Genomic DNA, 21,500 nt, shown 5'->3' on the forward strand with positions numbered 1-21,500 from the left:
GGGGAGTGCGGGGCCGGATAGCGTGCACCGTATGCCCGCGCCGTCCGCCACGTCACTACGCTCCGTACCCGGCCTCCGGGTGCCGGGCCCGCGCAAGGAGCACGTCCCCGACCGGGGTGCCGGGCCGTACTGGTCCCGGCTGCTCCCGCTGCTCGCCGCCCTGGCGTGCGCGACCCGGCTGCCCTCCTTCCGGTGGCCGCTGTGGAATCCGGACGAGGGCTATCTCGCCGTCCAGGCACGGATGTTGGCGGGCGGCGGCGCGCTCTACGAGACGGTCGTCGACCGCAAGCCGCCGCTCGTCCCCTGGCTGTACGCGGGCGCCTTCGCGCTCTTCGGTGACGGCTCCCTGCTCCCGCTGAAGGTCATGGCGGTGGCCGCGCAGCTCCTGACGGCGGTGTTCCTGGTCTCGCTGGCCCGGCGCCGCTGGGGAGGGGGCGCGGGCCGCACGGCGGGCGTCCTGTACCTGCTGATCTCCATCGGCCTGAACCCCGAGGACGCGCAGGCGGCCACCTTCGAGATCTTCATGCTGCCGTGCACGGCGGCTGCCATGTGGTGCGCGGACCGGCGCGGATGGGGTTCCGCCGGGACCGCCGTGGCCTGCGCCTTCCTCGCCAAGCAGACCGGCGGTGCGGTGCTGCTGCCGGTCTGCTGGCTGCTGTGGCGGGCCGGGACGCCCCGCGCGGGCGCCGGGCGTCTCGCGGCCGGGCTCGGCCTCCCCGTCCTGGCCGCCGCCCTGCTGACGACGCCCACGGGCTTCGCCTTCTGGACGGTGACGGGCTCGGGCGCCTACGCCTCCTTCACCGGATCCGAACTCCACGTACTCCTACGGGGTTCGGTGAACGCGACGGTCCTCGCGGCGGCCTGCGCGGGCATCCTCCCGCCGGTCGTACGCGTCCTGCGCATCGCCCGCACCGGCGCGGCCGAGCTGTGGCTCTGGCTCGCCTCATCGGCCGCCGCGGTCCTGCTCGGCTTCCACTTCTTCGGCCACTACTACCTCCAACTCATGCCGCCCCTCGCCCTGTTGGGGACGGCGGCGCTGCAGATCCTGCCGCGCGAACGGACGGTGCGCGCGATCGTCACCTCCGGCTGCGCGTGCGCGCTCTTCCTGGCCTGGGGGCTGCTCGCGCCACGCCCCGAACTGGTCCACGCCACCCGCATCGCCGAGGCCGTCAGGGCGCACACCGGGCCGCGGGACCGCGTGCTGCTCTGGGGGATGCACCCCGAGGCGTACTGGCTGGCCGCCCGCGCCCCCGCGAGCCGGTATCTCACGGCCGGTCTCCTCACCAACTACAGCGGCGGCAGGAACGGCCCCCAGGTGGGCGAGAAGTACGCGGTCGACGGCGCCTGGCCGGTCTTCCGCGCGGAGCTGCGCAGGCACCCGCCGACGGTCGTGGTCGACGACTCCCGGGGCAAGCCGTTCGCCCCCGACCGGGTGCCGTCGCTGCGCCGCTTCCTCACGGTCGGGTACGAGCCGGTGACGCGGGTGGGGGGAGCGGTGGTGTACGTACGGGTGGGGCGGGGCCCTACGAGCGCCGCTGCCAGCCGCGCGTGACGTCCGCCAGTGCCCCGGCGACCGCTCCCCAGTGGTCGCCGCCCTCCCGGATGCGGGGGCCGAACTCGACGTGCAGGAACGGCACGTCGTGTGCGGCGGCGGCCCGCCCCTGCATGTTGGAGCGGCCCGCGAGCGGGCAGGACCTGGCCCAGGCGCGGCAGACGTCGTAGCCCTGCCCGCGCAGGGCGTCGGCGAGGGCGCGGCCCTCGGTGAGGGCCTGCCTGCCCTTGCCCGTGGAGGCGACGATGTCGTGGTCGGGGGCCGACTCGTCGGCCATGCCGTGCAGTTGCAGGCCGGGCAGGCCGCGCCGGACCAGCTCGTCGCAGACGGCGTGGAACACGGTGTCCCTGCGGTGCGCGACGTCCGCCTCGTCCCCGCGCCCCGCGTCGCGGTGCGCTCCGGCGAGGACGAGGACGCCGCCGGGGGAGCGGCGCATCAGTTCCGCGCCGAGCCGCTCGGTGTTCCGGTCGGCCACCGGGTGCGGGATCTGCACGGACCAGCGGACCGGATGGTCGAGGTCGATGTAGACGCGGCCCCAGCCGCGCGGCGCCGTGCCGCCCTCGGAGCGGTCGGCGATCTCCGCGTACCGCCGCCCCGCGGACTTGTCGGTGACCGTGCGCACCGCCATGTCCACGTCGGACAGGCGCCGCTCGGCCTGCGGGCGGCGGTGGTCGAGGAGCAGGGCGACGCCCGCGGCGACGGTCTCGCGGTCGGTGCGCGAAGGACGGCGGTACCCGCTGTCCTCGTCGAATCCGGCGGTGTATCCGCTGATCAGCTCGGTGAGCGCGTCGCCGTCCGCGCCGCTCCCGCCGCCGGGTGCCGTACTGGGGCGGCTGTCGTCCGAGCCGGATCCGCCGGTCTCCCCCGAGCACTGCGCGAGGGCGAGAACGGCGGCGGCGACGAGGCCGAGCACCCCGGCCTTCCTGATGATCGTCTTCGACCGGGTGCGGAAATTCTTCATGGTTGTATAAAGATAGCCCTGTGATGACACGCCCCCTCCGCAGGCTTTCCGTGACCTGTGCAGCCTCCTCGCTCCTGCTGGCCGGCACCGCCTGCGGCCCTTTCGGCAGCGACGACAAGCCCGCCGCCGACGGCCCCTCGTTCACCGTCGCCGCAGCGGGCGACATCCTCATCCACCCGCAGCTGACCGAGCAGGCGCGCAAGGACGCCAAGGTCACGGGCAAGGGCGAGAAGGGTCTCGACTTCCGTCCGATGATGGCGGGCATCAAGCCGGTCATCAGCAAGGCCGACCTCGGCATCTGCCACTTCGAGCCGGTGGTCGGCAAGCCCGGCGGCCCCTTCCGCAGCTACCCCGACTTCCTCGTGCCGCCGCAGATCGCCACGGCGGTCAAGGACGTCGGCTACGACCAGTGCTCGTCCGTCTCCAACCACACCCTCGACCACGGCCCGGCCGGAGTCACCCGCACCCTGAACACCCTCGACAAGGCGGGCCTGCGCCACACGGGATCCGCGCGCAGCGCGGCCGAGGCGGCCAAACCGCTCATCACCGAGGTGAAGGGCGTGAAGGTCGCGCAGATAGCCTTCGCCTTCGGGTTCAACGGCCGCGAGGTCCCCAAGGACAAGCCGTGGATCGTCAACCAGAACGACTTCGACGCGATCGCCGCCGCCGAGAAGAAGGCGCGCAAGGCGGGCGCCGAGGTCGTGATCCTCAGCATCCACTGGGGCCGCGAGAACCAGCCCAACGCCAGCGGCCCGCAGCTGAACCTCGCCCGCAGGATCGCGCGGGAGACCGGGATCAACCTCGTCATCGGCCACCACGCGCACGTCGTGCAGCCGATGGAGAAGATCGACGGCACCTGGATCGCGTACGGCCTGGGCAACCAGATCGCCCGGCACGACGTGCCCAACGGGCTGACCGAGGAGGGCGTCGTCGGCTGGTTCGAGTTCGTCAAGCGGGACGGGAAGTGGGACGTCGACGCCAAGTACGTGCCCACCTTCGTGGAGATCCCGCCGGACCCGGACGGGACCGGCGCCCTGCCCAAGGGCGCGGTCAAGGATCACCGGCTCGTGGACGTCGCCGCCGCCCTGCGTGACGGCAAGAATCTCAGTGAGCAGCAGCGTTCCCGCTACCGCCTCGCCTTCGAGCGCACCCAGGGCACGCTGCTCAACCGCGGCGCGAGCAAGGACGGGCTCGAACCGCTGGAGGAGCTGCCCTCCGACTGACGCGGAGGCCGGTGCCGGCCGGTCGGAGGGGGACGGTTCACGGTCGGCCGGGGAGCGGCGGCGAGGTGTCCGGCAGGGGTCGACGAGGTGAACGGGATTTGGCTCAAACACCGGGTTGACGCGATCTAGCTCACATTTTATTCGCTCCGTACATCCCTCACCCGGGTACGCACGTCTGACTTCTCCGGAACGCATCACTGTGCGTTCCCGCACCCCGCGTCACTCCAGGAGAGGAGCCCCCCTTGGCCGCTTCGCGCTCGAAGCGGCGGCACAAGGTCCGCCGAAGGACCGACATGTCCCTGTTGGGCGGCATTCGTCCGCCCATCGCCGTACTGTCGGTCCTGCTCCTCGCCCTCGCGGGCATCACCGCCCTGACTCTCGGCAGGGCGGGCCAGGAAGCCGTCCCCAAAGCCGTCAAATCGTCCCAGCAGCACTTCGCCGAGGACGGCGCCATCGCGCTGCGCGCCTCCATCGACGAGTCCGTCACCGACCTCACCCGGACCGCCGAGCTCTTCAGCGCGGGCGACCCGGTGCCCGCCGACGCCGTGCTGGACAAGACCGGCAGCGTCTACCAGAAGTGGATGGGCACCGCGATCGTCGAGATCGCCTCGGGCAAGCTCCTCGCCGCCCGCGGCGAGAACCTCCCGCTGACCGCCATCGACCGCGGCGAGCTGGCCGGCAAGGACGGCCTGGCCCCGCGCATGGTGCGCCTGGAGAACGGCGAGACCCGGCTGCTCTCCTTCGCCCTGCTCACCTGGAAGGGACAGCCGCAGCAGCTCCTGATCGCCTCCAGCAGCCTGCGCTTCCCCGGCATCAGCCTCGGCAAGTTCCGCTCCATCGCCGTCGTCGACCAGGACGGCCAAGTCCTGAGCACCGACGGTATCCCCGAGCCCGAGCAGGTCCTCACCGATCTGCAGCGCGACGAGGTCAAGCAGTCCAACAAGCAGCTCAAGTCGTTCGCGGAGACGGCCGCCAAGAAGGGCAAGCGGCACCCGCTCATGTCCAAGGAGCCGGGCTCCGGCGGCTTCCTCGGCGTCAGCGGCCACCTCACCGGCGAGCGCTACCTCGGCGAGCGCGCCGTCGCCGGCTACGCGACCCTCGCGGGCCCGGAGGCGGGCGAGTCGACCGTCGCCACCCGGCTCGGGCTCACCGTCGTCGCCATGGTCCCGGTCGCCGAGGACCCGACGGCCAAGAGCGACTCCGCCTTCGGCCTGATCGCCGCCGGCGCCCTGCTGCTCATCGGCGGGCTCACCATCTACCTGCTCCTGCGGACCGTGCAGCGGCCGCTGATCCGGCTCTTCCTGGAGGGCCGCCGCCTCACCCGCGGCGACGTCGACCGGCCCGTCTCCGTACCGCGGTACGGCGAGGCCGCCCGCATCGGCACCGCCCTGGAACGGCTGCGCCGCCAGCTCACCGGCGAACCCGCCACCCGGCAGGACAAGCCCGCCCGCCGCCGCAGGTTCGGCACCCGCACCCTGATCGCCGTCTGCGCCGTCCTGCTGCTCGCCTGGTCCGCGCCGCTCATGCTGCTGCTCAACCGCGCGGGCGACACCGTCTCCGTACCGCAGCAGATGGTCAACGACCAGCGCGAGCGCACCGACACCCTCACCGACCGGGTCCGCCGCGCCCTCAACGAGGGCCACGCCGACCTCACCTCGGTCGCCTCCCTCATGGGCGACCGCACCGAGTCGTCGGACATGTCCAAGGTGCTCGAAAGCACCATGAACCAGCACGGCCGCTACCAGTCCCTGTACGTGCTCGACGCCGCGGGCAAGGTCCTCGCCAAGGCGGGCCACGACCCCCGCAGCCCGTCCGGCAAGGGACCCTCCAACAAGCCCATCCGGGTCATCGACGAGGGCGGCAAGGAGCCGGTGATCATCGGTACGGCCGAGGTGCCGGGCCGCGAGGGGGCCGCCGTCGTGGGCGAGTTCCGCATCGACTTCCTCAACTCGCTGCTCAAGCGCCCCGGCCTCGGCCAAATCCGCGTCGTCGACGAAGAGCGCAGGGTGATCGGCGCCAACTCCGGCTACCGCGAGTTCGAGGACCTGCCGGGCGGCAGGCTCAACGCGCTCGCCGAGGGCACCGGTCAGAAGGTCGGCCTCAGCCCGCGTCCCAGCGGAGTCCTCTACCGCGACGGCGACGAGATCCAGATCGCGGCCGCGGCCCCGTTCGTCGGCGGCGGCGCGGCGAGCTCGCTCGGCTGGACCGTGGTCAGCTGGCAGCCCGCCTCCGCCCTCGCCATCCCCGAGTACAGCTACCAGAACCGCACGGTCCTCGCGGGCCTGCTCGGCATCACCGCGGCCGCGGCCTGCCTCGGCTGGCTGCACATCGTCGTCGTACGGCCGCTGCGGCACCTCGCGGACCAGGCCGAGGCCCTGGCCGACGGGGACCGCCGCACCGTCCTCTACCCGCGCCACCACGACGAGGTCGGCGCCGTCACCCGCAGCCTCGAACTCATCAGGCAGCAGCTGCCGACGGCCACGCAGCGCAAGCGGGACGGCGTCACGGCCGGCCTCGCCGGAAGGAACTGAACCCCCGTGCTCTTCCTCTACACCGTTCTCGTGGTGTGCTGCGCCATCCTGCTCGCGGCCGGCGTCGTCGAACAGCGGCGGCACTTCGCCAGCCTGGAGCACATACCCACCCGGGTCCTGGTCAACGGCATCCGCGGCAAGTCCTCCATCACCCGCCTCTGCGCGGGGGCGCTGCGCGGCGGCGGACTCACCACGGTCGCCAAGACCACCGGCACCGCGGCCCGGTTCATCCACCCCGACGCCACCGAGGAGCCGGTCTACCGCAAGTTCGGCATCGCCAACGTCGTCGAGCAGATCGGCATCGTGCGGCGCGCCGCCGCCTACGACCCGGACGCCCTGGTCATCGAGTGTATGGCGGTCATGCCCGCGCTCCAGGAGATCAACCAGTCCAAGCTGATCCGCTCCACCATCGGCGTGCTCTGCAACGTCCGCGAGGACCACCTCGCCGAGATGGGCCCCACCCTCGACGACGTGGCGCGCTCCCTCTCCCGCTCCATGCCGGAGGGCGGCATCTGCGTCACCGCCGAGAAGGACCGCTACGACATCCTCAAGGAGGAGGCCGACGCGCGGAACTGCGAGCTCATCTACGCCGACCCCGAGACGGTCACCGACGACGAGCTGCGCGGCTTCAGCTGGTTCACCTTCAAGGAGAACGTGGCGATCGCGCTGAAGGTCGCCGAGCTCGTCGGCGTGGGCCGCGAGGTCGCCCTCCAGGGCATGTACGACGCGCCGCCGGACCCGGGCGTCCTCTCCGTCGAGCGGTACGCCACCGAGGACGGCAAGAAGCTCCGCTTCGCCAACGTCTTCGCGGCCAACGACCCCGAGTCGACGCTGATGAACATCAACCAGCTGCTCGACCTCGGCGCCATCCACCGGCCGCTGCACGTCGTCATCAACTGCCGCCCCGACCGCGTCGAGCGCAACGGTCAGATGGGCGAGATCATCCCCGACCTCCAGCCGGAGAAGGTCTTCGTCATCGGCCACCCCGCCAAGTCCGCCATCGACGCCATCCCGGCCGACTGGCGCTCGCGCGCCGTCGACCTCGGCGGCGACCGGCGCGACCCGGAGGAGTTCATGCGCGACATGCTCGCGCAGCTCGGCCCCGACTCCTCGCTCGTCGCCATCGGCAACATCCACGGCCAGGGCGAACTGCTCCTGGAGCACCTCGCCGAACTGCCGCCCGACGAGAGCGAGGAGCAGACCCCCGAGGAGCCCGCGCCGTTCTACGAGCCGCACGTCGACCCGTACCAGCACTACCCGGAGGCGTACGAAACGCGGTACGCCCCGGTCCAGACCCAGCCGATCCCCGTCGTCCAGCAGATCCCGCCGGGTGTCCACGTACCCGTGCAGCGCACCACGGACCAGCCGTACGAGAGCTACGCACCGCAAGAGCACCACCAGCAGCCCCAGCACCACCAGCAATCCCAGCACCACCAGCAACCCCAGCAGCAGTACCAGCAGCCTCAACAACACCACCAGCAGCAGTACGAGCAGCAGTACGAGCAGCACCAGAGCTACGTGCCCGAGGCCTACGCGCCCCAGGAACCCCGCCCCCAGCTGCCCCCCGCGCCCCGCGGCCTCTTCGAGCCGCGGGTGCCGCCCGCACCGCCCGCCCATGACGACGACCAGCAGTGGCACAGCCCAGGAGAGCCCCGTTGATTCCCTCCGTCCTCACCCCCGAGATCGCCGCGGTCGGCATCGCGCTCGGGCTGCTCTTCTCCCTGGTCTGCTATCTGACGACCAACCTCTCGCCCGGCGGCATGATCACCCCGGGCTGGCTCGCGCTGACCCTCGTCGAGGACCTGCAGCGCGCCGCGATGGTGGTCGGCGTCACCGTCCTGACCTACGTCTGCACGCTCCTCATGCAGCGCTTCGTGATCCTCTACGGCAAGCGCCTGTTCGCCGCGGTCGTGCTGACCGGCGTGGTGCTCCAGGCCACCGTGATGATCGTGCTCTCGCTCGAGTTCCCGCTCATGTACAGCAACCAGACCCTCGGCTTCATCGTGCCGGGCCTGATCGCCTACCAGCTGGTCCGCCAGCCCAAGGGCCCCACCCTGCTCGCCACGGGCTCGGTGACGCTCATGGCCTACGTCGTCCTCACCGCCGGGATCCTCCTCGGCTTCATGCCGTCCGCCTGATTCCCAGGAGTCATTCATGCCGCCCAAGAAGAAGCGTCCCGTCGTGCACGCGGCGACCGTGCTCGCCCTGCTGGCGGGCAGCACCTACCTGACCGTGGAACTGCGCAAGGACGAAGCGGCCAAGGCGCCGAAGGTGCAGGCCGTCACCGACACCCCCGGGCTGCACAGCAGCACCGGCCAGGAGAGCGGGAAGCTGAAGTGGGAGCGGCTGAAGGGCCCCGACCGCTCCGTCCTGCGCACCGAGAACGGCAAGGTCCTCGCCACCTTCACGGACGGCGCCCGCACCGCGACGCTGACCGGACCGAGCCGCACCTTCACCGAGCCCGCCAACACCAAGTCCCGGGTCGTGACCAACGACTGGGTGCGGCTGATGCCGGAGATCTGGCGCGAGGGCGCGGAGAAGGAGAAGTGGTTCAAGGACTGGTACAAGGAGTTCTCCGGCAGCGAGGAGGACGACATCTTCGCGATGGCCTTCCAGTACGTGGAGGGCGCCCCCGTCAAGAAGGACGACGAGGGCATCGCGTACGCCGGTGACGCCAACTTCGGGCCGCTGAACCCGGAAGGCAGCTCGGGCAACGACCTGCGCCTGGAGCAGTCCGACTTCTTCGACTACCTCGGCATCCCGTACACCTTCCGCAACGGCACCACCGAGCAGCCGGAGAAGATGCGGGCCCGCTCCATGGACTGCTCCGGATTCGTCCGCACGGTCTTCGGCTACCGCGCCCGCTACCCCCTGATGGCCAACGACCAGGCGGGCGACGGCCTGCCCCGTACCGCCAACGGCATGGCGCGCGGCAAGGCGGGCACGGACGTGATCAAGCTCAAGGGTGTCGGCCCGGCCGACCGCCCCAAGTCGATCGACGTGGTGCAACCCGGCGACCTGGTCTTCTTCAAGCTCGACGCCCGCACCAAGCAGCGCCTGGACCACGTCGGCATCTTCCTCGGCCACGACGCCGACGGCCACAAGATCTTCATCTCCAGCCGCGAGGAGGTCAACGGCCCGACCATCGGCGACAAGGGCGGCACGTCGCGCCTCGACGGCAACGGCTACTACGCGTCCACCCTGCGCAGCGCGAAGCGGCTCTGAAGGGCCGCGGGGTCAGGGGCGCACGGTACGGGGGCCCGCGCACTCGGCCCCCACCTCGCCCACCCTGCGGCGCAGTTCGCGGTCGGCCGTGATCACCAGACACGGCCGGCCCGCCGCTTCGGCGGCCAGCTCCACGATGCGGTCGTCGCCGCTGCCGGGCGCGGACTCCACGCGTACGCCCGGCACGGACGCGACGCCCCGCGCCGCGCCCTCCACGACGAGCACGACGTCCAGCGGCCCCGGATGCCCGGGCAGGCCGTCCGCCGCGCGGCGCACCAGCGAGTCCCGCAGCCGCTCGGCGGCCCCGCGGCGGTCCTTCCACCATCCGTCGGGCACGGAACCGACGACGTTCGCGGCATCGACGACGACGAGAGTTGTCATGCGGCAAACGTAAACTAATAGGCAAAACCCTGTGCGTCCGTGATCGTGGAAAGGTGGCGCCGAGTCATGCCGTCGAGGTCCACCAGCACCGGTGCCCCGGACACTGCCCGCTGGCTGCTGCGCGGCCGGGACGGCCGGCTCACCGCGTACGCCCGTGCCGATGGCGGACTCCTGCGGTGGACCGAGACGGCGCCGGGCGGTCCCGACTGGAGCGGTCCCGACTTCTTCGAGGCGCCCGGCCTGACCTACCTCACCCTCGCCCAGGGCAGCGACGGTTACGTGCACTTCCTGGGCCGCAGGGAGCGGCGCGAGGCAGCGGGGGAGGCCGTCGTCGACATCGTGCACGCCATCCAGTACCAGTCGGGGCGCCCGCTCATGGACTGGCGCTCGCTCGGCAACCCGCACACCAAGCGCGTCGACCGCGCCCCGTCCCTGGGCGCGCCCGCCGCCGCGGTGGACGCCGCGGGCACCGTCCACGTCTTCGTGCGGGACGCGGTGGGCAGCGTCCGGATGCGCCGCGAGGGCAAGGGCGGCAAGTGGGAGGGGTGGCAGGACTTCCAGGTCCGCGACACCCTGGACGGCATCGCCGCCCTCGCCACGTCGGCCGGCCGCGTCGAGGTCTTCGCCCCCGGCACCAAGGCCACCCTGCACTGGGCCCAGGAGAAGCAGGGCGGCGAACTGCTGCGCGCCGACGACCTCGCGCCGGCCTCCGCGCCCGGCTCGGGCACGGCCCTGGAGACCGCCCCCGACCGCCTCACGTACTACGCGGCCGACGCCCTCGGCGCCGGAGTCCTCGCGCACCGCCCGGCCGACGGCACGGCCGCGGCCCCGCTCGGCGGCGCGCCGGGACCGGGCCCCACGGCGGCCGTCCGCGCCACCGTCGAGGGCCACGACTGCACCGTCCTCGCGCACCGCACGAGCGGCGGGCGCCCGGGGCTCGCCGCGTTCCCCACGGAGGACGAGGGGGCGGGCCTGTGGTGGACCGAGACCGGCGAACCGTGCCTGGGCGCCCCCTCGTTGGCTCTCGACGCGCGCGGCCGTGTGGTCATGGCGGCGATCGGTCTCGACGGCACGCTGCGGCTCGCCCGGCAGAAGGCGGAGCCCGGCCTCGCCCTCGCCGCCTGGTTCAGGGTGTGACTGTGGCGTAACGTCGGTGGGCCGTAAGGGAGTTGTCCCGTACGGCCCACCGGTTCTCGCTGTGCGTGTTACGCCGGGACGCTCGCCACGCCCTGCGCGAGGAACCGCTTGCCGTTCACCCGCTCGCTGACACCCTCACGGTCCAGGTACGGCGTGATGCCGCCCAGGTGGAAGGGCCAGCCCGCGCCGGTGATCAGGCAGAGGTCGATGTCCTGCGCCTCGGCGACGACGCCCTCGTCGAGCATGAGCCCGATCTCCTGGGCCACCGCGTCGAGCACGCGGTCGCGGACCTGCTCCTCGGTCAGGACGGAGTCGCCCTGCTTCAGGAGCGCGGCGACCTCGGGGTCGAGCTCCGGCTTGAAGCCGTTCTCGGCGGAGTGCACGTAGAATCCGCGCTTGCCCGCCTTGACGACGGCCGCGAGGTTCGGCGAGACGGTGAAGCGCTCCGGGAAGGCGCGGTTCAGGGTCTCGGAGACGTGCAGACCGATGGCCGGGCCGACCAGCTCGAGGAGGACCAGCGGCGACATCGGCAGGCCGAGCGGCTCGACGGCCTTCTCGGCGACGGCGACCGGGGTGCCCTCGTCGATGACGTTCTGGATCTCGCCCATGAAGCGGGTCAGGATGCGGTTCACGACGAACGCCGGGGCGTCCTTCACGAGCACCGCGGTCTTCTTCAGCTTCTTGGCGACACCGAAGGCCGTGGCCAGCGACGCGTCGTCGGTCTGCTCGCCGCGCACGATCTCCAGGAGCGGCAGGATCGCGACCGGGTTGAAGAAGTGGAAGCCGACGACCCGCTCGGGGTGCTTCAGCTTCGACGCCATCTCGGAGACCGAGAGCGAGGAGGTGTTGGTGGCGAGGATCGCGTGCGCCGGGGCGACCGCCTCGACCTCCGCGAACACCTGCTGCTTGACGCCGATCTCCTCGAAGACGGCCTCGATGACGAAGTCGGCGTCGGAGAAGCCCTCGGCCTTGTCCAGGACGCCGGAGACCAGTGCCTTGAGGCGGTTGGCCTTGTCCTGGTTGATCCGGCCCTTGAGGAGGAGCTTGTCGATCTCCTCGTGGACGTAGCCCACACCCTTGTCGACACGCGCCTGGTCGATGTCGGTCAGCACGACCGGCACCTCAAGGCGGCGCAGGAAGAGCAGCGCGAGCTGCGAGGCCATCAGACCGGCGCCGACGACGCCGACCTTGGTGACCGGGCGCGCCAGGTTCTTGTCCGGGGCGCCCGCGGGGCGCTTGGCGCGCTTCTGCACGAGGTTGAACGAGTAGATGCCCGCGCGCAGTTCACCGCCCATCATGAGGTCGGCGAGCGCGACGTCCTCGGCGTCGAAGCCCTTCTGGAGGTCGCCGTCCTTGGCGGCCCCGATGATGTCCAGGGCGCGGTAGGCGGCCGGGGCGGCGCCGTGCACCTTGGAGTCGGCGATGGCACGGCCGCGCGCGACGGCGGCGTCCCAGCCCTCGCCGCGGTCGATCTCGGGACGCACGACCTCGACCGAACCGGTCAGGACGGACGCCGTCCAGATGAGCGACTGCTCCAGGAAGTCGGCGCCCTCGAAGAGGGCGTCGGCGATGCCGAGCTCGAAGACCTGCTTGCCCTTGAGCTGGCGGTTCTGGTTGAGCGAGTTCTCGATGATGACCGAGACGGCGTTGTCGGCGCCGATCAGGTTCGGGAGCAGCGCGCAGCCGCCCCAGCCCGGAACCAGGCCGAGGAAGACCTCGGGCAGCGAGAAGGCGGGCAGCGCCTTGGAGACGGTGCGGTAGGAGCAGTGCAGACCGACCTCGACGCCACCGCCCATCGCGGCGCCGTTGTAGTACGCGAAGGTCGGCACGGCGAGGCCGGAGAGCCGCTTGAAGACCTCGTGGCCGCCCTTGCCGATGGCCAGCGCGTCCTCGTGGCGCTTCAGCAGCTCCACGCCCTTGAGGTCGGCGCCGACGGCGAAGATGAACGGCTTGCCGGTGATGCCGACGCCGACGATGGAGCCGTCGGCCGCCTCCTTCTCGACCTGGTCGATCGCCGTGTTCAGGTTGGCGAGGGACTGCGGGCCGAAGGTGGTCGGCTTGGTGTGGTCGAAGCCGTTGTCGAGGGTGATCAGCGCGAAGCGCCCGGCACCGTGGGGGAGGTCGAGGTGGCGCACGTGCGCCTGCGTGACGACCTCGTCGGGGAACAGCTCGGCCGCGCCCTTCAGGAGCTCGGTGGTCGTGGTGCTCACTTGTCGCCTCCGGCGTCCTTGTGGTTCGGGTTCTCCCAGATGACCGTGGCGCCCATGCCGAAGCCGACGCACATGGTCGTGAGGCCGTAACGGACCTCGGGCTGCTCCTCGAACTGCCGCGCCAGCTGCGTCATCAGGCGTACGCCCGAGGAGGCGAGCGGGTGGCCGAACGCGATGGCGCCGCCGTACTGGTTGACGCGCGCGTCGTCGTCCGCGATGCCGTAGTGCTCGAGGAAGGCGAGCACCTGCACGGCGAACGCCTCGTTGATCTCGAAGAGGCCGATGTCGGAGATGGAGAGGCCCGACTTGGCGAGCGCCTTCTCCGTCGCCGGGATCGGGCCGTAGCCCATGACCTCCGGCTCGACGCCCGCGAAGGCGTACGAGACGAGGCGCATCTTCACCGGCAGGTTGTTCGCCCGCGCGAACTCCTCGGAGGCGATGAGGGAGGCGGTGGCGCCGTCGTTGAGGCCCGCGGCGTTGCCCGCCGTGACGCGGCCGTGCGTACGGAACGGCGTCTTCAGGCCCGCGAGGTTCTCCAGCGTCGTCCCCGGGCGCATCGGCTCGTCGGCGGTGGCGAGGCCCCAACCGGTCTCACCGGCCTCCTCGTTGGTCCGCCGTACGGAGATCGGCACCAGGTCGGCCTGGATCTTGCCGTCGGCGTACGCCTTGGCGGCCTTCTCCTGCGAGCGCACCGCGTATTCGTCGGCGCGCCGCTTGGTGATGCTCGGGTAGCGGTCGTGCAGGTTCTCGGCGGTCATGCCCATGAACAGGGCGGACTCGTCGACCAGCTTCTCGCTCACGAAGCGGGGGTTCGGGTCGACGCCCTCGCCCATGGGGTGGCGGCCCATGTGCTCGACACCACCGGCGACGGCGATGTCGTACGCACCGAAGGCGACGCTGCCCGCGACCGAGGTCACGGCGGTCAGGGCGCCGGCGCACATGCGGTCGATGGAGTAGCCGGGCACGGACTGCGGCAGCCCGGCGAGGATGCCGGCGGTGCGGCCGATCGTCAGGCCCTGGTCGCCGATCTGCGTGGTCGCGGCGATGGCGACCTCGTCGATCGTGGCGGGGTCGAGGCCGGGGTTGCGGCGCAGCAGCTCCCGGATGGCCTTCACGACGAGGTCATCGGCACGGGTCTCGTGGTAGATGCCCTTCGGGCCCGCCTTGCCGAACGGGGTGCGGACGCCATCAACGAAGACGACGTCCCTGACGGTACGAGGCACGATGGCTCTCCTCCAGGGTGCGGGGCGCCTGCGCGGCGCGTTTCCTCCTCCACCCTACTTGCCGGTAACTACGCGGCCAAGGGGCCTCTCCGGGAGGCGAACGTCACACTTGGGCGCGGGCTTCGGTGCGGGTTCCTGTGCCATCGCTGCGCGGTGGGTCGCGTGCTTCCGGGTGGCCGTGGGGTCTTCGTCCGCGGGTGTGTCCCGGCGGGCCCGGCCCGCCGCTTCGCGGCGGATTGATCCCACCCGCCCACCCGTTTCCTACACCTGCGCGTGCCGTAGGGGCGCCGCCCACGCATGGCAACGCCCACCCGTCCGGACTCGGCGGGTGGGCGTGGGAGAGGGCGGGGCCCCATGGTCAGGACAGGGCCGTCACCAGGGCCGGGGTCACCAGGGTGATCTGCCACTGGCGGGCGCCGTGCGCGGCGAGGGCCGTGGCCACGGAGTCCTCGGTCAGCGGGGCCGGCGGCTCCCAGCAGACGCGGCGGACCGTGTCCGGGGTGATCAGGTTCTCCTGCGGCATGTTCAGCTGCTCGGCGAGCGCCGAGACGGCCGCCCGCGCCGCGGAGAGCCGGGCCGCGGCGGCGGGGTCCCGGTCGGCCCAGGAGCGCGGCGGGGGCGGTCCTGTCAGGGTCTGGCCCGGCTGCGGCAGCTCCGCGTCCGGCAGCGCCTTGGCGCGGTCGACGGCCGTCTGCCACTGCTCGAGCTGACGCCGTCCCATGCGGTGCCCGAAGCCCGCGAGGCCGGCGAGCGCGTGCACGTTGGGCGGCAGCGCGAGCGCGGCCTCGACGATCGCGCCGTCGCTGAGCACCTTGCCCGGCGAGACGTCGCGGCGCTGGGCCACCTTGTCGCGCGCGTTCCACAGCTCCCGTACGACCGCCATCTGGCGGCGCCTGCGCACCTTGTGCATGCCCGACGTGCGGCGCCAGGGGTCCTTGCGGGGCGGCGCGGGCGGCGCCGAGGCGATGGCGTCGAACTCCTCGCGGGCCCACTCCAGCTTGCCCTGACGGTCGAGCTCCTTCTCCAGGGCGTCGCGCAGGTCGACGAGGAGCTCGACGTCGAGTGCGGCATACCGCAGCCAGGGCTCGGGCAGCGGCCGTGTCGACCAGTCGACGGCGGAGTGCCCCTTCTCCAGTACGTAGCCGAGGACGCTCTCCACCATCGCGCCGAGGCCCACCCGGGGGAACCCGGCGAGCCGGCCCGCGAGCTCCGTGTCGAAGATCCGCGCCGGAACCATGCCTATCTCCCGCAGGCACGGCAGGTCCTGGGTGGCCGCGTGCAGCACCCACTCGGTGTCGCCGATGGCCGCGTCGAGGCCGGAGAGGTCGGGGCAGGCGACGGGGTCGATCAGTGCCGTGCCCGCGCCCTCGCGGCGGAGCTGGACGAGATAGGCGCGCTGTCCGTACCGGTAGCCGGAGGCGCGCTCCGCGTCGACGGCGACGGGGCCGGAGCCGGCGGCGAAGGCGGCGACCGTCGCGGCGAGGGACTCCTCGTCGGCGATCACCGGCGGGATGCCGTCACGCGGCTCCAGCAGGGGGATCGGCAGCCCTTCGTCAGCGAGTCCGTCGTCGTCCGGAGGGCCGCCTCCGGTGGTTCGCAGTGAGCTGTCTGCTGCGGTCTCTTGGGCGTCGGTCACCTGTCAAGGGTATCTGTGTATGTACAGCGCCCGTCGACGGAACGTTCCGTCGACGGGCGTGAAAGGGATGTAATGAGTCAGTGAATGATGCCGGTGCGCAGCGCGACCGCCACCATTCCGGCTCTGTCGCCCGTGCCGAGCTTGCGGGCGATCCGGGCGAGGTGGCTCTTCACGGTCAGGGCGGACAGGCCCATCGAGACGCCGATGGCCTTGTTGGACTGGCCCTCCGCGACCAGGCGAAGCACCTCGACCTCGCGGCCCGAGAGCTCGCGGTAGCCGCCGGGGTGGCTCGGGGCGCCCGGAGGACGGCGGTGCATACGGGCGGCGGCCGAGCCGATCGGGGCCGCGCCGGGGCGGGTGGGGAGTCCGACGTTCGTACGGGTGCCGGTGACGACGTAGCCCTTGACGCCGCCCGCGAGGGCGTTGCGCACGGCGCCGATGTCGTCGGCGGCGGAGAGGGCGAGACCGTTCGGCCAGCCCGCGGCACGGGTTTCGGAGAGGAGCGTCAGGCCGGAGCCGTCGGGGAGGTGGACGTCTGCGACGCAGATGTCCCGGGGGTTGCCGATGCGGGGACGAGCCTCCGCGATCGACGAGGCCTCGATGACGTCGCGTACACCGAGCGCCCACAGGTGGCGGGTGACGGTGGAACGGACGCGGGGGTCGGCCACGACGACCATGGCGGTCGGCTTGTTCGGGCGGTAGGCGACCAGGCTTGCGGGCTGCTCGAGGAGAACGGACACCAGGCCTCCTGGGGTGCGGGACGCGAACCGGCTCGGGGATGAAGCCGGGACGAACCGTGCTTTCAAGGTCACAAACCTCTTCGGCACCAATCGCATCCGCCTTTAGGGAATGATCACGATTTGGTGAGAGAGAATTGGGGCAATTCGGACATGCACTCGATCATCCGAAGATCGAACCGAACATGCCCTCTTCCGGGTGACCCCGTGCGTACAAACCCCGCGACCCCCGCGACATCGCGCCGCGGGGCAGGAGGCGGCCAGTGGTTCAGCCGATGGTTCGGCCGGTGGTGCAGCCAGTGGTTCAGGGCGAGAGCGGGCCCCGCCGCTGGGGGAGCGAGACCACGGAACCGTCCCCGGGACCCGCGGGCGGCAGCCCCGCGATCTGGCAGAGCAGATCGCACCACGCGGCCAGATGCGCCCCCGTGTCCGGCACCCCGCCGGACCCCTCGCGCGGGGTCCACGAGGCCCGGATCTCGATCTGCGAGGCGGGCGGCCGTTCCGCGAGGCCGCCGAAGTAGTGCGAGCCCGCCCGGGTCACCGTGCCGCTCGCCTCACCCGCGGCGAGGCCCCGCGCCTGCAGCGCCCCGGTCAGCCACGACCAGCACACCTCCGGCAGCAGCGGATCGGCCGCCATCTCCGGTTCAAGCTCCGCCCGCACGAGCGTGACAAGGCGGAAAGTGCCCTGCCAGGCGTCGTGCCCGGACGGATCGTGGAGCAGGACGAGCCGCCCGTCCGCGAGGTCCTCCTCGCCGTCGACGACCGCCGCCTCCAACGCGTACGCGTACGGCGCGAGCCGCTGCGGCGGCCGCGTCGGATCGATCTCGATCTCCGGCCGCAGCCGTGCCCCCCGCAGCGCCTCGACCGCCGCGCGGAAGGGCACCGGAGCCGAATCCGCCACCTTCCCCTCCGAACTCTCCATCTCGCCAGCGCCGTCCGACCGTTGTCCCTGAGCCGCAGCCATGCGGGGAAGGTTAAGGGGAACGGCGCCTTCGCGCAGGGAGAGACACCCGTGAGGACGCTCCCGGTCGACGTGCGAGACTTTCCGCGTGAGTGCCAATGACAGCCGTGGCCCCGAGGGCCGGCAGAACGCAGCGACGTACGACTCCCCCTTCATGAAGGCGTGCAGGCGCGAGGCCGTGCCGCACACGCCGGTCTGGTTCATGCGGCAGGCGGGGCGCTCACTCCCGGAGTACCGCAAGGTCCGCGAGGGCACCGCCATGCTGGAGTCCTGCATGCGGCCCGACCTCGTCACGGAGATCACGCTGCAGCCGGTGCGCCGCCACAACGTCGACGCCGCGATCTACTTCAGCGACATCGTCGTCCCGCTCAAGGCGATCGGCGTGGACCTCGACATCAAGCCGGGCGTCGGACCCGTCGTCGAGAACCCGATCCGCTCGCGCGCCGACCTCGCGCAGCTGCGGGACCTCACGCCCGAGGACGTCCACTACGTCACCGAGGCGATGGGGATGCTGACCGCCGAGCTCGGTTCGACGCCGCTCATCGGCTTCGCGGGCGCGCCTTTCACCCTCGCGAGCTACCTCGTCGAGGGCGGCCCGAGCCGCAACCACGAGCACACCAAGGCCCTGATGTACGGCGACCCGCAGCTCTGGGCCGACCTGCTCGACCGGCTCGCGGAGATCACCGGCGCCTTCCTGAAGGTCCAGATCGAGGCGGGCGCGAGCGCCGTGCAGCTCTTCGACTCGTGGGTGGGCGCCCTGTCGCCCGCCGACTACCGGCGCTCGGTGATGCCCGCATCGGCCAAGGTCTTCGACGCCGTCGCCTCCTACGGCGTGCCGCGCATCCACTTCGGCGTCGGCACGGGCGAACTGCTCGGCCTGATGGGCGAGGCCGGCGCCGACGTCGTGGGCGCCGACTGGCGGGTGCCGCTGGACGAGGCGGCGCGGCGCGTCGGACCCGGCAAGGCGATCCAGGGCAACCTCGACCCGGCCGTCCTCTTCTCCACCCGCGAGGCCGTCGAGACCAGGACGGACGAGGTGCTGGCCGCCGCGAAGGGCCTGGAAGGCCACATCTTCAACCTCGGGCACGGCGTCCTGCCGACCACGGACCCGGAGGCGCTGACCCGCCTCGTGGAGTACGTGCACACGCGCACGGCTGTCTGAAAAAAGTCCGAAAATGGTCCCTGCCCGGTCGGGCGGGGACCATTTTCGCTGGGTGCTCGGCTCGGCTCAGGTCAGCCCAGGTCGGCTCAGCTCGGGTCGGCTCAGCTCAGTCCCGGTCCGCCCGCACCGCCGACACCGCCTTGCGGGCCGCCACCAGGACCGGGTCCCACACCGGGGAGAACGGCGGCGCGTACCCCAGGTCGAGCGCCGTCATCTGCTCCACCGTCAGCCGTGCCGTGAGCGCGACCGCCGCCACGTCGACGCGCTTGCCCGCGCCCTCGCGCCCGACGATCTGCACGCCGAGGAGGCGCCCCGTGCGCCGCTCGGCGAGCATCTTCACCTTCATCGGGGCCGCGCCCGGGTAGTAACCGGCCCTGCTCGTCGACTCGATGGTGGCCGTCACGAACCGGAGCCCGGCGGCCCGCGCGTCCTTCTCCCGCAGCCCGGTACGGGCGATCTCCAGGTCGCACACCTTGCTGACGGCCGTGCCGACGACGCCCGGGAACGTCGCGTAGCCGCCGCCCGCGTTCGAGCCGATGACCTGCCCGTGCTTGTTGGCGTGGGTGCCGAGCGCGATGTGCCGCTCGCGTCCGGAGACCAGGTCGAGGACCTCCACGCAGTCGCCGCCCGCCCAGACCTCCTCGTAGCCGCGCACCCGCATCGCGAGGTCGGTCAGGAGCCCCCCGTGCTCGCCGAGCGGCAGTCCCGCCTCGCGGGCGAGCGCCGTCTCGGGACGTACGCCGATACCGAGCACCACCACGTCCGCCGGGTACTCGGCGTCCTCCGTGGCCACCGCCCGGACCCGCCCGTCGTCACCGGTGAGGATCTTGGTGACCTCGGCGCCGTTCACCATCTCGATGCCCATGCCGGTCATCGCGTCGTGGACGAGGCAGCCCATGTCCGGATCCAGCGTCGACATGGGCTCCTTGCCGCGGTTGACGACCGTCACCGCGTAGCCGCGGTTGACCAGCGCCTCCGCCATCTCGACGCCGATGTACCCGGCGCCGATCACCACGGCCCTGCGCCCCGGCGTCCGCGCCAGGGTGTCGAGCAGGGCCTGACCGTCGTCGAGGGTCTGCACGCCGTGCACGCCGGGCGCGTCGATGCCGGGCAGCGCCGGACGGATCGGCCGGGCGCCGGTCGCGATGACGAGCTTGTCGTACGACGTCCAGTACTCCTCGCCCCGTTCGAGACCGCGGGCGAGCACCCGGCGCCCCGCGATGTCGAGCCGCACCACCTCGGTGCGCATCCGCAGATCGATCGCCCGCTCGCGGTGCTGCTCGGGCGTCCGCGCGATCAGCCGGTCCCGCTCATCGACGTCGCCGCCCACCCAGTAGGGGATCCCGCAGGCGGAGTACGAGGTGAAGTGGCCCCGCTCGAACGCCACGATCTCCAGCTCGTCGGGGCCCTTCTGCCTGCGCGCCTGCGACGCGGCCGACATGCCGACCGCATCGCCCCCGATGACCACCAGTCGTTCTCGTGTGCTGCTCATACGGACACGCTACGCACCGCCGTCGTCGCCCCGCCCGCCCTCGGCGTTCCCGGCGCTCCCGCGCGACAGCCGGGGCCGGATGCCGCGCAGCCAGAGCACCAGCAGCAGCGCGGCCACCGCCGCGAACGGCAGTACCGCGGCGAGGACGACCGCGATCCAGCGCAGCGCGGTGACGAAGGCGTCCCAGCCGCCCGTGAGCGCGTCCACGAACGACGGGTCGTCGTCCGCCGTCCTCGCCTCCGGCTTCCCGGGACCCTCGGTGAGCGAGAGGGTGATCGTCGCCAGGCTCGTACGGTCCTTCAGCGAGGCCCGCTGGGCGAGGAGCGCCTCCAGGTCGGACTGGCGGGTGCTCAACTCCCCTTCAAGGGCGACCACATCGCTCAGCTTCGTCGCCTGGTCCATCAGCTCCCGCACGCGGGCCACGCTCGCCCGCTGCGACTTGACGCGGCTCTCCACGTCGACGACCTGCTCGGTGACGTCCCGCGCCTTGGCCTCGCGCTCGATCAGCCTGCCGGTGCCTTCGAGCGAGGAGAGGACGTCCGCGTACGCGGCCTGCGGGACGCGCAGGACGATCCGGGAGCGCTCGCGCCCCTCGTCGTCGCGGGAGGTGTTCTCGTCGCCCACGAGGCCGCCGGCGTCCTGGGCGGCCGTGCGGGCCTCGTCGAGCGCCTTGGGCACGTCCTTGACGCGGACGGTCAGGCTCGCGGTGCGGATGATGTGGGTGCCGGCGGGACCCGGCGGCTTGCGTCGCGCGGTACCGCCGCCGGCCGATGTGCCGGCCTGCCCGCCGCCCGCGCCCTTCTGGTCCTTCCCGGCGGAGAGGCCCGCGGCCTTGTCGCGGTCGCCGCCGCCGTCACCGCCGGCGCCGCTGTCCTGGCTCGCGCTGCACCCCGCGAGCGCCAGCGAGGCCGCCAGGAGGACGCCGGACACCGCCCGCACCGTGCGGTGGCGGGACGTGCGGTGGCGGGACGTACGGTGGGTGGAGCTGCTGGACGCGCGCATCGGCGTACCCCCGAAAAGTGGTGGTGGCTGTTGCTTCTTGGACGGCGGAGCGGGGTGAAACGGTGGT

17 protein-coding genes are annotated in these 21,500 nt (G+C 72.1%); 8 read left to right on the plus strand and 9 right to left on the minus strand.

The annotated features are described in order from the left end of the window. The first annotated feature begins 31 nt into the window (after positions 1 to 31). Positions 32 to 1,552 (plus strand): ArnT family glycosyltransferase, encoded by a 1,521-nt coding sequence (locus AC07DI_RS11310; protein ID WP_478903862.1) that lies wholly within the window; start codon positions 32 to 34, stop codon positions 1,550 to 1,552. On the opposite strand, the gene AC07DI_RS11315 is transcribed toward AC07DI_RS11310, so the two are convergent. Next, complete coding sequence (locus AC07DI_RS11315) at positions 1,524 to 2,513, minus strand: hypothetical protein (protein WP_478903864.1); 990 nt, start codon at positions 2,511 to 2,513, stop codon at positions 1,524 to 1,526. The two genes, AC07DI_RS11310 and AC07DI_RS11315, sit on opposite strands and share 29 nt — an antisense overlap. 23 nt (positions 2,514 to 2,536) lie before the next feature. On the opposite strand from AC07DI_RS11315, the gene AC07DI_RS11320 reads away from it, so the two are divergent. The 5 genes from AC07DI_RS11320 (at position 2,537) to AC07DI_RS11340 (ending at position 9,492) form a co-directional block, all read left to right on the plus strand. Then, positions 2,537 to 3,736, plus strand: a complete 1,200-nt coding sequence (locus tag AC07DI_RS11320; protein WP_384262456.1) for a CapA family protein — start codon at positions 2,537 to 2,539, stop codon at positions 3,734 to 3,736. Positions 3,737 to 4,029: 293 nt separating this feature from the next. Further along, positions 4,030 to 6,267, plus strand: coding sequence for a cache domain-containing protein (locus AC07DI_RS11325; protein ID WP_478903986.1), 2,238 nt, complete (start codon positions 4,030 to 4,032; stop codon positions 6,265 to 6,267). A gap of 6 nt (positions 6,268 to 6,273) precedes the next feature. Next, entirely contained in the window at positions 6,274 to 7,926 is a 1,653-nt protein-coding gene (gene pgsB, locus AC07DI_RS11330) for a poly-gamma-glutamate synthase PgsB (protein ID WP_478903866.1), read from the plus strand. Further along, positions 7,923 to 8,405, plus strand: a complete 483-nt coding sequence (locus AC07DI_RS11335) for a poly-gamma-glutamate biosynthesis protein PgsC/CapC (RefSeq protein WP_055564848.1) — start codon at positions 7,923 to 7,925, stop codon at positions 8,403 to 8,405. The genes pgsB and AC07DI_RS11335 overlap by 4 nt, the downstream gene beginning before the upstream one ends. A gap of 16 nt (positions 8,406 to 8,421) precedes the next feature. Then, positions 8,422 to 9,492 carry a C40 family peptidase gene (locus AC07DI_RS11340; protein ID WP_478903868.1) on the plus strand — a complete coding sequence of 357 codons (1,071 nt, stop codon included), beginning with the start codon at positions 8,422 to 8,424 and terminating at the stop codon, positions 9,490 to 9,492. Between the two features lie 12 nt (positions 9,493 to 9,504). On the opposite strand, the gene AC07DI_RS11345 is transcribed toward AC07DI_RS11340, so the two are convergent. After that, positions 9,505 to 9,873: an NTP pyrophosphohydrolase gene (locus tag AC07DI_RS11345; RefSeq protein ID WP_478903870.1), complete on the minus strand. Its 369-nt coding sequence runs from the start codon at positions 9,871 to 9,873 to the stop codon at positions 9,505 to 9,507. 66 nt (positions 9,874 to 9,939) lie between these two features. Here AC07DI_RS11345 and AC07DI_RS11350 point away from each other — a divergent pair, with 66 nt between their 5' ends. Next, positions 9,940 to 11,010 carry a PLL family lectin gene (locus tag AC07DI_RS11350; RefSeq protein WP_478903872.1) on the plus strand — a complete coding sequence of 357 codons (1,071 nt, stop codon included), beginning with the start codon at positions 9,940 to 9,942 and terminating at the stop codon, positions 11,008 to 11,010. 68 nt (positions 11,011 to 11,078) lie between these two features. Here AC07DI_RS11350 and AC07DI_RS11355 read toward each other — a convergent pair whose 3' ends face one another. From AC07DI_RS11355 to AC07DI_RS11375, 5 genes are all read right to left on the minus strand, one after another. Further along, a complete protein-coding gene (locus tag AC07DI_RS11355; protein WP_478903874.1) occupies positions 11,079 to 13,220 on the minus strand; it encodes a 3-hydroxyacyl-CoA dehydrogenase NAD-binding domain-containing protein in 2,142 nt (713 codons plus the stop codon). Beyond that, complete coding sequence (locus AC07DI_RS11360) at positions 13,217 to 14,443, minus strand: thiolase family protein (protein ID WP_384262442.1); 1,227 nt, start codon at positions 14,441 to 14,443, stop codon at positions 13,217 to 13,219. The genes AC07DI_RS11355 and AC07DI_RS11360 overlap by 4 nt, the downstream gene beginning before the upstream one ends. A gap of 358 nt (positions 14,444 to 14,801) precedes the next feature. Further along, on the minus strand, positions 14,802 to 16,079 hold the full coding sequence (locus AC07DI_RS11365) for an HRDC domain-containing protein (RefSeq protein WP_478903876.1): 1,278 nt from the start codon (positions 16,077 to 16,079) through the stop codon (positions 14,802 to 14,804). 77 nt (positions 16,080 to 16,156) lie between these two features. Beyond that, positions 16,157 to 16,819: a response regulator transcription factor gene (locus tag AC07DI_RS11370; RefSeq protein ID WP_030687574.1), complete on the minus strand. Its 663-nt coding sequence runs from the start codon at positions 16,817 to 16,819 to the stop codon at positions 16,157 to 16,159. Positions 16,820 to 17,120: 301 nt separating this feature from the next. Beyond that, the gene (locus AC07DI_RS11375) at positions 17,121 to 17,780 is read right to left on the minus strand and encodes a DUF3000 domain-containing protein (protein ID WP_384262436.1); all 660 of its coding nucleotides are present in this window, start codon (positions 17,778 to 17,780) and stop codon (positions 17,121 to 17,123) included. Between the two features lie 85 nt (positions 17,781 to 17,865). Here AC07DI_RS11375 and hemE point away from each other — a divergent pair, with 85 nt between their 5' ends. Further along, entirely contained in the window at positions 17,866 to 18,939 is a 1,074-nt protein-coding gene (gene hemE / locus AC07DI_RS11380) for a uroporphyrinogen decarboxylase (protein ID WP_384262434.1), read from the plus strand. Between the two features lie 106 nt (positions 18,940 to 19,045). Here the strand turns inward: hemE and AC07DI_RS11385 are convergent, their stop codons facing one another. Together AC07DI_RS11385 and AC07DI_RS11390 are read right to left on the minus strand one after the other, a co-directional pair. Further along, positions 19,046 to 20,431: an FAD-dependent oxidoreductase gene (locus AC07DI_RS11385; RefSeq protein WP_478903879.1), complete on the minus strand. Its 1,386-nt coding sequence runs from the start codon at positions 20,429 to 20,431 to the stop codon at positions 19,046 to 19,048. A 9-nt stretch (positions 20,432 to 20,440) separates the two neighbouring features. Beyond that, the gene (locus AC07DI_RS11390; RefSeq protein ID WP_478903881.1) at positions 20,441 to 21,433 is read right to left on the minus strand and encodes a DUF4349 domain-containing protein; all 993 of its coding nucleotides are present in this window, start codon (positions 21,431 to 21,433) and stop codon (positions 20,441 to 20,443) included. Positions 21,434 to 21,500: the final 67 nt, after the last annotated feature.

This window comes from Streptomyces sp. NPDC044106 (assembly GCF_056433985.1).